General features: G+C 72.3%; 8 protein-coding genes and 2 pseudogenes. 6 read left to right on the forward strand and 4 right to left on the reverse strand.

The features are described from left to right. Positions 1 to 12 precede the first annotated feature (12 nt). Positions 13 to 702: a cell division ATP-binding protein FtsE gene (gene ftsE, locus FCI23_RS02075; protein WP_136721654.1), complete on the reverse strand. Its 690-nt coding sequence runs from the start codon at positions 700 to 702 to the stop codon at positions 13 to 15. A 246-nt stretch (positions 703 to 948) separates the two neighbouring features. Between ftsE and FCI23_RS02080 the strand changes: the two genes are divergently transcribed. Then, positions 949 to 1,140 (forward strand): hypothetical protein, encoded by a 192-nt coding sequence (locus FCI23_RS02080; RefSeq protein WP_136721655.1) that lies wholly within the window; start codon positions 949 to 951, stop codon positions 1,138 to 1,140. A 77-nt stretch (positions 1,141 to 1,217) separates the two neighbouring features. Here the strand turns inward: FCI23_RS02080 and FCI23_RS62985 are convergent, their stop codons facing one another. Further along, positions 1,218 to 1,412 carry a hypothetical protein gene (locus FCI23_RS62985; protein ID WP_322973781.1) on the reverse strand — a complete coding sequence of 65 codons (195 nt, stop codon included), beginning with the start codon at positions 1,410 to 1,412 and terminating at the stop codon, positions 1,218 to 1,220. A 25-nt stretch (positions 1,413 to 1,437) separates the two neighbouring features. Here FCI23_RS62985 and FCI23_RS62990 point away from each other — a divergent pair, with 25 nt between their 5' ends. Beyond that, positions 1,438 to 1,956 (forward strand): hypothetical protein, encoded by a 519-nt coding sequence (locus FCI23_RS62990; RefSeq protein WP_322973782.1) that lies wholly within the window; start codon positions 1,438 to 1,440, stop codon positions 1,954 to 1,956. A 218-nt stretch (positions 1,957 to 2,174) separates the two neighbouring features. Here the strand turns inward: FCI23_RS62990 and prfB are convergent, their stop codons facing one another. After that, positions 2,175 to 3,281, reverse strand: a complete 1,107-nt coding sequence (gene prfB / locus FCI23_RS02090) for a peptide chain release factor 2 (protein ID WP_136721657.1) — start codon at positions 3,279 to 3,281, stop codon at positions 2,175 to 2,177. Between the two features lie 176 nt (positions 3,282 to 3,457). Further along, positions 3,458 to 6,826 carry an FtsK/SpoIIIE domain-containing protein gene (locus FCI23_RS02095; protein ID WP_136721658.1) on the reverse strand — a complete coding sequence of 1,123 codons (3,369 nt, stop codon included), beginning with the start codon at positions 6,824 to 6,826 and terminating at the stop codon, positions 3,458 to 3,460. Positions 6,827 to 7,170: 344 nt separating this feature from the next. On the opposite strand from FCI23_RS02095, the gene FCI23_RS02100 reads away from it, so the two are divergent. From FCI23_RS02100 to FCI23_RS02115, 4 genes and pseudogenes are all read left to right on the forward strand, one after another. Then, positions 7,171 to 8,817 carry a serine/threonine-protein kinase gene (locus FCI23_RS02100; RefSeq protein WP_136721659.1) on the forward strand — a complete coding sequence of 549 codons (1,647 nt, stop codon included), beginning with the start codon at positions 7,171 to 7,173 and terminating at the stop codon, positions 8,815 to 8,817. A gap of 235 nt (positions 8,818 to 9,052) precedes the next feature. After that, positions 9,053 to 9,270 (forward strand): annotated as a pseudogene (locus FCI23_RS02105) (carbohydrate-binding protein); the annotation flags it as partial. 157 nt (positions 9,271 to 9,427) lie between these two features. Further along, positions 9,428 to 10,675: pseudogene (locus FCI23_RS59205) on the forward strand (serine/threonine-protein kinase); the annotation flags it as partial. A gap of 1,135 nt (positions 10,676 to 11,810) precedes the next feature. After that, positions 11,811 to 13,193, forward strand: coding sequence for an ABC transporter substrate-binding protein (locus FCI23_RS02115; RefSeq protein WP_136721661.1), 1,383 nt, complete (start codon positions 11,811 to 11,813; stop codon positions 13,191 to 13,193). Position 13,194 lies beyond the last annotated feature (1 nt).

Raw genomic sequence — 13,194 nt, forward strand, 5'->3', positions numbered from 1 at the left:
CGGCTACGGCTGTCAGTGCTGGTAGCCGTAGACGCCGCGCGACTGGTCGCGCACCAGCCGCCCCTTGTCGAGTTCGATGACGCGCTTGCGCATCTGGTCGACGATGTTCTCGTCGTGGGTGGCCATCACCACAGTGGTCCCGGTCCGGTTGATACGGTCCAGGAGCCGCATGATGCCGACCGAGGTCTGCGGGTCCAGGTTTCCGGTCGGCTCGTCCGCGATCAGCAGCATCGGCCGGTTGACGAACGCTCGCGCGATCGCCACCCGCTGCTGCTCGCCGCCGGACAGTTCACCCGGCATCCGGTCCTCCTTGCCGCCCAGACCGACCAGGTCCAGTACTTCGGGGACCGTCTTGCGGATCGTGCCGCGCGGCTTGCCGATCACTTCGAGCGCGAAGGCCACATTCTGCGCGACCGTTTTGTTCGGCAGCAGCCGGAAGTCCTGGAACACCGTGCCCAGTTGGCGCCGCATCTGCGGCACCTTCCAGTTGGACAGCCGGGCCAGGTCCTTGCCCAGCACATGAACCATGCCGGTGTCGGTGCGCTCCTCGCGCAGGATCAGCCGCAGGAAGGTCGACTTCCCGGAGCCAGAGGAGCCCACCAGGAAGACGAACTCACCCTTCTCGATCTCCAGGGAGACGTCCCGAAGTGCAGGACGGTTCTGTTTTGGGTAGGTCTTGGTGACGTTATCGAATCGGATCACGTTCGCACTCCGGATACAGGGGAACGGAGGCGACCTTACGCGAATGCTGACGGCCCGCGCAGTCCGCAACCGCGGTTGGTGCGTTATTCACCGGGCACATCATGACAAAGCAGGCGTTGGCCAAGGACTTCACTCTGCGGGTGCGGCTCGAAGCTGGCACAGTGGAGTCTGGTGGAGTACGGGGGTCCTGCCACCCCGGAACCTGCGACGCTCCCCGAGCGTTGAGCGGACGGAGGAGGAGATCGCATGACTTTCGACCGATTGGTATGCGCGAACTGCGCCGGCCCTGTCAGTGAGGGCCGCTGCGCCACCTGTCGCGCAGAGCGCAACCGCCTCCACCAGGAGAACCCCTTCGCCGCGCTCACGCCCGCGGCGCTGATAGCCCTGCTGGTGGCCCTGCTAGCGGTCGTCTGGGTGGTGCACGAAGCGGCGGTCTAGGCCCCCGCCGAGCGGGGAACCACTAAGGCCCGGAATGCGCTCTCGCGCGCTCCGGGCCTTTGGCGAGCCGACTGGCGTCAGGCCGCGGTTTTGCGGTTGATCAGGCGCGGCATCAGGCGGAAGCCGATGCCACCGGCAACCATGGTCCCCGCGCCGAGGAGCAGGAAAGTGGTGTCGCCGGCGCCGGTCGCGGCGAGCTGCGACTTGGTGCTGCCCTGGGTCACCGTCTGAGTGCTGGTGTTGTCGGTGCCGGTGTTGTTCGCGCAGTTCACGCTGCCACCGGAGAGGGTGCAGGTGGTGCCGCCGTCGGTGCCGCTGCTCGACGAGGGGCCGCTCGTCGCGGAGGACGAGCTGCTCGCGGTGGGCGTGGGAGTGCCGCCGCTGCCGTTGCTGTCACCGACACCCGAAATCGTGCCCCCGGTGGGCGGCGCAGTGGTAGGCGGCTCCGTCGTGGGCGGCGCGGTCGTGGGCGGCTCCGTCGTGGGCGGCGCAGTGGTAGGCGGCTCCGTCGTGGGCGGCGCGGTCGTGGGCGGCTCCGTCGTGGGCGGCGCAGTGGTAGGCGGCTCCGTCGTAGGCGGCACGTCGGTCGCCGTGGGCAGGTCGACAGCGACGGACACGCCGCTCGAATCGACGGAGGCGGACACGGGACCGGCGTTCAAGTCGATCGCCTGGGCGACCCCCGCCGCGGTCAGGGAGGCGCCTGCCGCAATAACGGCCGCTGCGGCTATACGGGCCACACGCAACCGAGTGTTCTTCTTGGTCATCTGCCAACTACCCCCAGTAGCTATTCGCGTCTATAGAGCAGCCATGCACTAGGAAGCGTCACGCGGGGCACACGAACAGTGGACCATGCATGCATGATCCACTCATCCCCGTTCGTTCACGCCCCAGTCATGGGCATGCCGCGCCCCACCCTCCCCAGTTTTCACAGCCACGTCAAGGCCATTACACACGCAATGCCCGAATTACATTGACTTGCCAGTCACTTACTTATCGGGCTGTTACCGAGAACACCAAGTGGGTCGCCTGCTGGGCTACTTCTGGCCCTGCTTGCGCCAGCGGATACCGGCCTCCAGGAAGCCGTCGATGTCGCCGTCGAGGACGCCCTGCGGGTTGCCGACCTCGTAGTCCGTACGCAGGTCCTTGACCATCTGGTACGGATGCAGGACGTACGAACGCATCTGGTTGCCCCATGAGTTGCCGCCGTCGCCCTTGAGTGCGTCCATCCTGGCCTGCTCCTCCTGACGGCGGCGTTCGAGCAGCTTCGCCTGGAGGACGTTCATGGCGCTGGCCTTGTTCTGGATCTGGGAGCGCTCGTTCTGGCAGGACACAACGATGCCGGTGGGGATGTGGGTGATCCGGACGGCGGAGTCCGTGGTGTTCACGCCCTGGCCGCCGGGGCCGGAGGCGCGGTAGACGTCGATGCGGAGCTCGGTCTCGTCGATCTCGACATGGTCACTCGACTCGACGACCGGGAGCACCTCGACCCCCGCGAACGAGGTCTGCCGGCGGCCCTGGTTGTCGAACGGCGAGATCCGCACCAGACGGTGCGTGCCCTGCTCGACGGAGAGGGTGCCGTAGGCGTACGGGACCTTGACCACAAAGGTGCTCGATTTGATGCCCGCCTCTTCGGCGTACGACGTTTCGTAGACCTCGGTGGGATAACCGTGGCGCTCGGCCCAGCGCAGATACATCCGCTGGAGCTGCTCGGCGAAGTCGGCGGCATCCACGCCGCCGGCCTCGGCACGGACGTTGACGAGCGCCTCGCGGGCGTCGTACTCGCCGGAGAGGAGGGTACGGACCTCCATCTCGTCGAGCGCCTTGCGGACCGAGACGAGTTCGCTCTCGGCCTCGGCGAGGGTGTCGGCGTCATCCTCGGCCTCGGCGAGCTCGAAGAGCACTTCGAGGTCGTCGATCCGGTGGCGGAGGGCTTCGGTCTTACGGACCTCCGCCTGGATGTGGGAGAGCTTGCTGGTGATCTTCTGGGCGGCCTCCGGGTCGTCCCACAGGGACGGCGCCGCGGCCTGCTCCTCGAGCACGGCGATGTCTGCCCTCAGCTTGTCGAGGTCCAGGACGGCCTCGATCGACCCCATGGTCGAGGAGAGGGACTTCAGCTCTTCGGATACATCGACGACTGCCACAGCTCCAGCCTACCGGCTGGGCCAGCATGGGCCGCCGCCCCGGCGTTGGGAGAGTGCTGCTTGCCCGGACCCGGTGCCCGCGCTGCGGCACGGTGCTCACCATGGCGTCGCGTTCCGGGCCGGTCCAGAAGGGCTGCCACTGCGGTAATGGGTCGGGCGGGGGCACCCGGAAACCATCAGACCAGCGGCGGGGCCGCTTCCGCTCCGGCGGAGTCGGCGGCGCGCTGGAGGGCGCTGGCGAGGAGGGCCAGATCGGTCGGCCCGTTGCCGAGCTCGCGGAGGGTGCGGCGGGCCGGGGGGTCGCCCATCCGTTCCCATTCAAGGGGGACGACGGTCGGGCGGAGGGTGGCGGTACGGGGGATGCGGCCGGTGATCCGGCCCGTCTGGAACGGGAGGACGGCGCCGCCGGGGCGGCGGAGATAGCCGCGGCCGACCAGGGAGTCCTCGATCCCGGCCGGATCGTCGACGGCGACGAGGAGCGCCGCGGACTCCGGCTCCTCGGTGCGCAGGGCGATACGGAGCCGGGACTGCTCGTCGGCGTCGGTCTCCGCGGTGCGCTCGGGGCGGCCGGTGGCGGTGATGAGGTGGACGCCGAGGCGGGCGCCGTCGCGGGCGACGGCTTCCAGGGCGCGTACGACGGAGCCGGCCGCCGGCCGGCCGGTGCTGCCGAGGGCGGGGGCGACCAGGGCGTCGAAGTCGTCTACGAGGACCACAAGCCTGGGCACGGGCGGTTCGGTGCGGATCTGCAGCCTGAGGGTGCCCTGCTCGGACGGCTTGCGGCCGTCGGCCCGCACGGCGGCGGAGGACTGCCGGGGCACGGCGGGCCGCCGCCAGCGGTCGAAGTCCACACCCTCCAGTACGGCCTCACGGCGTTTGAGCTCGGCGCTGAGCGCCTGGGCGAACTCGCGCATGCGCAACGGGTCGGTCGCTGAGAGGTATGTGGAGACATGTGGGAGGTCCGTGCAGCACCGCAGGCCTTCTCCGCGCTCCAGGCCACCGCCGTCAATGAGTACGAGGGCCAGCCGGTCGGGCCGGTCGGCGGCGGCCACCGCGGCGGCCACGGAGCGCAGCAGCTCGGTCTTGCCGGAGCCGGGCGCGCCGCCGGCCAGCAGATGCGGCCCCTCGCTGACGAGGTCGACGACGACCGGGCCGGCCGGGCCGACCCCGAGGACGACGGGGACAGCCGGGACGGACCCGGAGCCGGCCGGGATGCGGGCGGCGTCGGACCAGCGGGCGGTGATCTTGGCCGGGGTGGCCAGGGCCAGGTCCAGCGCGTCGAGGAGGCGGGCGGTCTCGGGCAGGGCGCTGCGGGAGGCCGGCCCCGCGGCGTCACCTTCACGCAGGGGTGCGAGGGCGCGGGAGAATCGCTCGGCCCAGGCGGAGGACACCGCGTCCAGCGTCATCCGCTCGGGCCCGTACGGCTCGATCCGCAGCGCCGTGGCGACATCGCCCTCCAGGAGCGCGAGCGCACCGCACTCGGCGGCGAGCAACTCGGGACGCTCGGCGAGGCACAGGACGTGCACGCCGGCGGACGGCCCGGTGGACGCGATCCGGCCGATGGCCTCGCGCAGCGCGGCCGAGCCGGGGTCGCCGTCCAACACGAGCAGGGTGTACGGGCCCTCGCGGTGGTCCGCGGCCTGCGCGACGGCGTCCGGCCCGGCGGCGGCCCAGGCGGGGCCGAGGGCACCGTCCTCCAAGCGCCGGACCAGCTCGGCGGTGCGCGCCTCGGCCTGCTCGCGGCTGAGGGCGAGCAGCAGGCGGCAGTCCTGGCCGTGGGCGGGGCGGAGGTGGGGCAGCCAGTTGAGCCAGGCCCATTCCTCGGCGCGCTGCTCGGCCGGACGACCGCGGTCGGCGCTGACCAGGACCACTTCGAGGGTGCTCGGCGGGTGCAGCGCGACCAGCTGGGCGATGACCGACCGGGCCAGCCCGGCCAGCCGTGGGCGCGGCCCGGCCAGGCCCAGCGCATATGTGTGCGGGTCCCGCAGGTCCACGGTGAAGGGGACGGCGGGCAGGGTGCCGAAGCCGTCCTCGGCCAGGAGATCGGCGGTGCCGAGCCGCACGGTCAGGGCGTCGGGATGTCCGGCTCCGCGCTCCCACAGCCGCGGGCCCGGGCCCAGCGCCGTCAGCAGCACCTCCGCCGGATCCGGCCATCGCTGCCGCAGCGCCGCCGCCTCTGCGCCCAGCCGGTCGTCGTCCGCCACGGGCTCCGCTCCGGCCGCTTCCGGCCGCCCGGCGGTCAGCCGCCGCGCCCACGCGCCTATGGCACTGGCCATCCGGCTTCCGGGCGTGTCCTGCCGCCCGGACCCTTCGGTCCCGGCCCGCGGATCCGGGCCGCCGCCGGTCCAGCGATGCTGGATGGTCATGTCGCCCTGGCCGCTCCGGGACGCCGGGTCCGGGGAACCCGCCGATGCCGTCCCGGCCGCGTCGGGCCGCCGGGCGGCGTCCGGCTCCGCGGCAGCCCGGCCCGGGGCCGCATCGCCGGGCGCGGGCCGGCCTTCCTCGGCGGCCCCCCGGGCCGGGCGGAGCCACTCCCGCCGGGCGCGATCCGCTGCGGGCTGCTCCGGGACGGGCGCTCCGGGCGCCCGGTCGTGCCGGGGGTGGGCCTCGTCCTCGCCACGGGTGGCGGACGGCCGGGCCGGGCTGTCGCCCTGGGCTGCCGGGCCGCCTGCGGGGGCCGCGCCGGCACCGGGGCCCTGATCGTGCCGTCCGGCGGTGGGGTGGCCGCCGGCACGGCCGCCGACGACGACCGGCCGTGGCGGGCCGTCCGCACGGCCGGTCGCGCCAGGTGCCGAAAATCGGCTCGTATGAGCGCCGCCGCCGGCTGCGGCGGGCGTCGCGCCCGGGACCCGGTCGGGCCAGGCTGCCGGGGGCAGGCTGACCCGGAGGTGCCCGTCGCCGTCGGGGATGGCCGGGATGGAGGGCGGGGGCGAGGGGACGACGGCGCCGGGGGTGGGGGGTTCCAGGCAGAGGGTGGATTCGCCGAGGCGCAGCAGCGCCCCGCCGGGCAGCGGGACGGCCTGCTCGCCGACGGGCCGGTCGTCGACGGAGGTGCCGTTGGTGGAGCGCAGGTCGGCGACAGTGACCCGGCCGTCGTCGCCGACGGTGACCTCGCAGTGCAGCCGGGAGACGTCGGGGTCGTCCAGCGGGACGTCGGCGTCCGCCGAACGGCCGATACGGACCTTCCCGCCCTGGAGCAGATGGACACCGCCCGCGTCCGGGCCGCCGATGACATGGAGGCGGGCGGCCGCTGAGGCGGCCGGGCGGGGACCGGCATGGGTGTCGGCGGGGGCGTGCAGGGCCAGGACTGCGCCGTCGACCAGCGGCGGGACGCCGAGGACGGCGGTCTGTGGGTCCAGGCGGTCGGCACCGGCATAGAGGACCGGGGTGGAGCCGGAGGCCCGCGCGGGCTGCCCGGAGCCGGAGCCGGTGGCCAGCGCGCCGGCCACCGCGGCGAGGGAGGTGCCCGCCGGGGCGGTGACGAGCACGTCGTAGGAGCGCGCCGCGCGACCGCTGCGCGGCCCCAGCACGGTCAGCCGGATCTGCATCGCCGTCCGCGGTCCCTTCTGCCCGGGGCTCGGGCGCGTCGACACGTAACAAGCAAACACGTACACGGAGCAAGAACGACAACAACGACAAGCACGAATCGAGCGGCCCCCGTTGCCCCGCCACACCCGTTTCGGATGCATCCTCCCACTACCCACTGACAACCTGACCCCGGTCTCCCCTCCCGCGATCTTGAGCGGTCGGCGGCGGCCGGAAAAGGCAACCAACCGACCGTACCCCGCGTCCTACTGCCATACCCCCACCCGGGCAGAACCCGGGTGCCTCGCAGTCAGCGGCACTACAGTGGGCCGGACAGGTATCGGACCCAGGGAGCGGAGCGCAGATCGTGCGGCCGGTTGGCAGCAAGTACCTCCTCGAGGAGCCGCTCGGGCGCGGCGCCACGGGCACCGTGTGGCGGTCCCAGGTGCGCGACACCGGCGAGATCGTCGCGATCAAGGTGCTCAAAGAGGAGCTCGCGAACGACGCCGACGTGGTGATGCGTTTCCTGCGTGAGCGCTCGGTCCTGCTGCGGCTGCGCCACGAGCACATCGTGCGGGTCCGGGATCTGGTCGTCGAGGGCGATCTGCTGGCCCTGGTGATGGATCTGGTCGACGGCCCGGACCTGTACCGCTATCTGCGCGAGAACGGGCCGTTCTCCCCGGTGGCCACCGCTCTGCTCACCGCCGCGGTCGCGGACGCGCTCGCCACCAGCCACGCCGACGGCGTAGTCCATCGCGATCTCAAGCCCGCGAACGTACTGCTCGCGACCGTCACCGGCGCGGACGGCAGTGCGCAGATGCACCCGATGTTGACCGACTTCGGCATCGCCCGGCTCGCGGATTCGCCCGGCGTCACCCGTACGCATGAGTTCGTCGGCACCCCCGCCTATATAGCGCCGGAATCGGCGCGGGGCCGCCCGCAGACCTCGGCGGTCGACATCTACGGCGCCGGCATCCTGCTGTACGAGCTGGTCACCGGCCATCCGCCCTTCCGGGGTGAGAGCGCGCTCGAAGTCCTTCACCAGCACCTGAGCGAGGAGCCGCGCCGTCCCAGCACGGTGCCGGAGCCGCTATGGACGGTCATAGAGCACTGCCTTCGTAAGGAACCCGAGGAACGCCCGAGCGCCCAGAGCCTCGCACATGCCCTGCGCGTGGTCGCGGCCGGCATCGGTGTGCACTCCTCCGCGGCGGCGGCCGAGGCCGCGCTGGGTGTCGCCGCGCTGCTCGCGCCCGACCGGTCGCCGGCCACGGTCCCGGGCGCGACGTCCTTCGCGGGCATCGGCGGCGACGCCGACCCGACCCAGGTGCTCCAGAACCGTGGGACGTACGACCCGAACTCCGTCACGAGCGTGCTGCCGGCCGGGATGAACAACGGGGCGAACGCCGACCCCACCCAGGTCCTCCCCAACGGCTCGGGGCCGGCCGCCGACCGCACGCGCGCGCTTCCGCCCCTGCCGGACGGCGCGCCGCAGAGCCCGCACCCCTGGGAGTCCCAGCTCAACGCGGCCCGCAACCGCGCCCAGCAGACCGAGGTCCAGTACCTCAGCCCCGACCAGGACCCCCTCCGCCACCGCCCCCGCCGCCAGCCGCCGGGGCCGGGGGCCGCCCCGCAGTCGTACGCGCCCCAACAGCAGCAACCCCAGGCCCAGCCCCAGCAGCAACCGCAGCGCCGGTCGCAGCGCCAGCCTCAGCAGCAGGCCCAGCCCGGCTACCAGCAGCCCCAGCCGCAGCGGTACGAGCCCCAGCGGCCGCCCGCCCCCGAGCCCCCGCCGCGCCGCGAGCCGCGATCCCGGGGCGCCAACCCGATGAAGATCCCCGGCCTGGGCTGCCTCAAGGGCTGCATGACGATGATCATCGTCCTCGCCATCATCCTGGTCGCGGCCTGGTACCTCGGGCCGTTGCACAGCTGGTACAACTCCGGCCGGGCGACCTGGCTTTCGGTGAGCCACTGGTTCGGCTCGATCCAGAATTGGGTCTCCTCGGTCGGCGGCTAGACCCTGTCCGGCCGATCGTGATCGGCCCCTTCGCCACCGCCGTGCCCGCTGCGGAGCAGCCGATGTCACGAGCAGCCTCCCCCAGTTACCGATGGGAGGTGCCCCCAGCGCGGCGGGCGTCCATGATAGGCCGGACACGGCCTGGTAGCGGGACGCCTGCCGGACGGCGCGACGGCGCGGAGCGGCCCCGCCGGCGAGGCCGACGTTCACACCTCGCCGGCCTCGCCGCCGGATCGCGGGCGGCGCCAGCGGCCTGGTGGAGGTACGCCTCGACAGCCTCACCGCGACACCCGTCGGCAGCTTCGCCCTCGCCAAGGCGGCGGCTGGCAGACCTGGCAGACCGTCCCGGCCAATATCAGCGCCGTCACCGGCACCCATACCGTCTATCTGACATTCACCAGCGGCCAGAGCGCGGACTTCGTGAACCTCAACCGGTCCACATTCGGCACCTGAGGCCTCCAACTGTCACCCACTCAGGCAATTTATCGACTTCTGGAGGGTGATTTCTCCCGCAGAAGCCACACTCACCCCTCACCGGTTCCCCCAATCCGCTCCCACCCGCGTAGTTTTGTCGCCAACACGACGGCACGTCGGAGGAGTCGGAGCAGCCTTGGCACGGAAGATCGGCAGCCGCTACACCGCCCACCAGGTGCTGGGGCGAGGTTCCGCCGGAACGGTTTGGCTGGGTGAAGGGCCCGAGGGCCCGGTCGCCATCAAGCTGCTGCGCGAGGACCTCGCCTCTGACCAGGACCTCGTGGGCCGCTTCGTGCAGGAGCGCACGGCGCTGCTCTCCCTCGACCACCCGCATATCGTCGGCATCCGTGACCTGGTCGTCGACGGCACCGACCTGGCCCTCGTCATGGACCTGGTCCGGGGTACGGACCTGCGCTCGCGCCTCGAACGCGAGCGCAGGCTGGCGCCCGAGGCGGCCGTCTCCATCGCCGCCGATGTCGCCGACGGCCTGGCCGCCGCGCACGCCGCCGGGGTCGTCCACCGCGATGTGAAGCCGGAGAACGTACTCCTGGACTCCGCCGCCCCGCCCGGACCCGGCGGCGCGCCGCCCGCCCTGCTGACCGACTTCGGCATCGCCCGCCTGGTCGACTCCCCGCGCCGCACCCGCGCCACCCGCATCATCGGCACGCCCGACTACCTCGCCCCCGAGATCATCGAGGGCCTGCCGCCACGGGCCAGTGTCGACATCTACGCCCTCGCGACCGTGCTGTACGAGCTCCTCGCCGGCTTCACCCCCTTCGGCGGCGGCCACCCCGGAGCCGTACTCCGCCGGCATGTCACCGAGACCGTCGCCCCGCTGCCGGACCTCCCCGACGATCTCTGGCAGCTGCTCTCCCAGTGCCTCGCCAAGGGCCCGGCGTCCCGTCTCAAGGCCACCGAGCTCGCCGAACGGCTCCGTGCCCAGCTGCCCCAGCTGGCCGGCATGCCCCCGATCGATGTGGACGTCCCCGACGCGGACGACCTGCCCGAGGCCGACGCCGAGCCCTACGACTACAACACGGGCGGCGCGGAATCATATGAGCCCGTCGGCCGCCGTGGCGCCGTACCCCTGGTGCGCGGCGCCGCGCCCGACTCCACCCGTGACACGCACACGAGCATGAAGCTCCCCACCGCCGAGGAGCTCTCCTCGCCCCGTCCGGCCGGCGGCGGGGGGCGGGGGCCCAAGCACCGCGCCGTGCCCGACACCGTCAGACGCCGCCGCGTCAAGCTGGGCGCCGCCGCGGCCGCCGCGCTGGTCGCCACCGGGCTCGGCGCCTGGGCGGTCACCTCGGGCAGTGACAACGGCGGGGCCACCCAGCAAGACCCTCAGCCCGACAACTCCACCGCCTCCACCGCCTCCTCGCCCACCCCGACCGCCCCCACCGCGGGGGCGGCCTCGCCGCAGGGCGCCGTCGAGTCCCCGGTGCCCCTGCCGCACTGGTCGGCCTTCAAGACCGCCCCCGCCGCGGCCGTCGGGCTCACCGGCGGCCCGCGCGCGATCACCGTCTCCGGCACCACGTATGTCTTCGCGCGCGGCGCCGACAAGAACATCTGGTACATCACCCACACCCGCACGGCCGGCTACGGCAACTGGCAGCGCCTCATCGGTATAAGCACCGCTGACGACCCCGCTGTGGTCTCCTCCCGTGCCGGCCGGCTGGACATCTTCGCCCTCGGCACCGACCACCTCCTCTACCGCCGCACCATGACCGCCGGCCAGTGGGGCAGCTGGTACCAGGTCGACGAGCGCACCCACTTCTCCTCCGCCCCGGCCGCCGCCTCCTCCGAGCCCGGCCGCATCGACCTCGTCGGCCGCACCAGCAGCGACCTCGTCACGGCCTCCCTCGTGGACGGCCGCTGGAACGCCTGGGCCCTCGTCCCCACCGCCGGGCGCATCACCTCCGCCCCCGGCCTGCTCTCCCGTTCCCACGGCTCCCTCGACGCCTTCGTCGTCCGCAAGGCCGACGGCGCCGTCCTCCGGCTCCCCTACGTCAACGGTGCCTGGCGGCCCGCCCAGCTTGTGAACGGCCTCGACGCCACCGGCCGCCCGGAGCCGGTCCTCGTCGGCCACCAGCTCTACGCCTTCACCCCCGCCGCCGACGGCGGCCTCGCACAGGCCGTGGCCCCGGCCACCGGCGCCGCCACCTGGTCCGTCGCCACGGTCGCCCCTGTCGCCTCCTCGGCCGCCGCCGCGACGGCCGCGTCCTCCGGCGGAACCGTCGAGCTGTACATCCGCACCGCCTCCGGCCGCCTCGCCCGGTCGACGGCCTCCCCGGCCTGACAAGCACGTAAAGGACCGCCTGGTCAAGGCCATTGACGTGGAGTCACATCCCGGTCACAATCCACCGCCCCGGCCCGCACGCGGTATTGCGGCAGGTCGCGCCCAAGGCGTAGACCTTGTCGACGGAACAGCGGATGACGCGGGGACGGGACGCCCGGCGCGGAGCTGCCACGGCGGCCTCGCCATGGGCGCGGATCCGCGCTGAGGGGATGGCACATATATGCGTACATCCAGCAAGCGCATGCAGCACCGCACCGCCCGGGCGGCGCTCGCCGCCACAGCGGCGGCCACGCTCGCACTTACCGCGACGGCGTGCGGCGGCGGAAGCAAGAACAGCGGCGGGGACAAGGCAAGCGCGAGCCAGGGCTCCGGGTCGGTGTCGCTGCCCAGCCTGAAGGGCCAGAAGCTGGAAGTGGCGGCCGTGTGGACCGGCCCCGAGCAGAAGAACTTCCAGAAGGTGCTGGACGAGTTCGGCAAGCGCACCGGCGCGAGCGTCACCTTCGTGCCGACCGGCGACAACATCTCCACCTTCCTCGGCACGAAGATCGAGGGCGGCGCGCCACCGGACGTCGCGTTCCTCCCCCAGGTCGGGGTGTTGCACCAGTTCGCGGCGAAAGGCTGGCTGAAACCGCTCGGCACGGCGGCCCAGGCGCAGCTGGACAAGAACTACTCCACCGGCTGGAAGGACCTCGGGGCGTACCAGGGCAAGCAGTACGGGGTCTATGCGAAGGCTGCCAACAAATCGCTGATCTGGTACAACACCGCTGCCTTCGCTACCGCGGCAGTGTCGGAGCCCAAGACCTGGGCCGAGTTCCTGAAGACGGCGGAGACCGTCTTCGAGTCCGGTACGCCGCCGGTGTCGATCGGCGGCGCGAACGGCTGGACCCTCACTGACTGGTTCGAGAACGTCTACCTCAGTCAAGCCGGGCCGGCCAAGTACGACCAGCTCGCCCAGCACAAGATCAAGTGGACCGACCCCTCGGTCAAGGCGGCGCTCACCACCCTCGGCCAGCTGTTCGGCAACAAGAACCTGATCGCCGGCGGCCAGAGCGGCGCGCTGCAGACGGAGTTCCCCAAGTCGATCACCCAGACTTTCACCGGCAACCCCCCGGGCGCCGCGATGGTCTACGAGGGCGACTTCGTGGCCGCCGTCATCTCGGCCAACACCAAGGCGAAGGTCGGCACCGACGCGAAGGTCTTCCCCTTCCCAGCCGTCGGCAGCGGCAAGGCGCCGGTCGTCAGCGGCGGCGATGTGGCCGTGGCGTTGAAGGACAGCAAGGCCTCGCAGGCGCTGCTCACCTTCCTGGCCTCCACCGACGCCGCGAAGGTGTGGGCGTCCTCCGGCGGCTATCTCTCCCCGAACAAGTCGCTGGACCTGTCGGCCTATCCGGACGAGGTGTCCCGGAACATCGCGCAGGCGTTGGTCGCCGCGGGCGACAACTTCCGCTTCGACATGTCGGACCAGGCCCCGGCGGCATTCGGCGGCACCGACGGCCAGGGCGAGTGGAAGGATCTCCAGGACTTCCTGAAGAACCCGAAGGACATCACCGGCGCCCAGTCCCAGCTCGAAGCGGACGCCGCCAAGGCGTACGCGGGCAGCTGAG

This window comes from Actinacidiphila oryziradicis, assembly GCF_005047355.1.
GTDB classification, from domain to species: domain Bacteria; phylum Actinomycetota; class Actinomycetes; order Streptomycetales; family Streptomycetaceae; genus Actinacidiphila; species Actinacidiphila oryziradicis.

What these genes read in the sequence shown, in the direction of transcription:
- FCI23_RS02080 (WP_136721655.1), top strand. Translation starts at nt 949, where the DNA reads ATGACTTTCGACCGATTGGTATGCGCGAACTGCGCCGGCCCTGTCAGT.
- FCI23_RS02095 (WP_136721658.1), bottom strand. Translation starts at nt 6,826, where the DNA reads ATGCAGATCCGGCTGACCGTGCTGGGGCCGCGCAGCGGTCGCGCGGCG.
- FCI23_RS02115 (WP_136721661.1), top strand. Translation starts at nt 11,811, where the DNA reads ATGCGTACATCCAGCAAGCGCATGCAGCACCGCACCGCCCGGGCGGCG.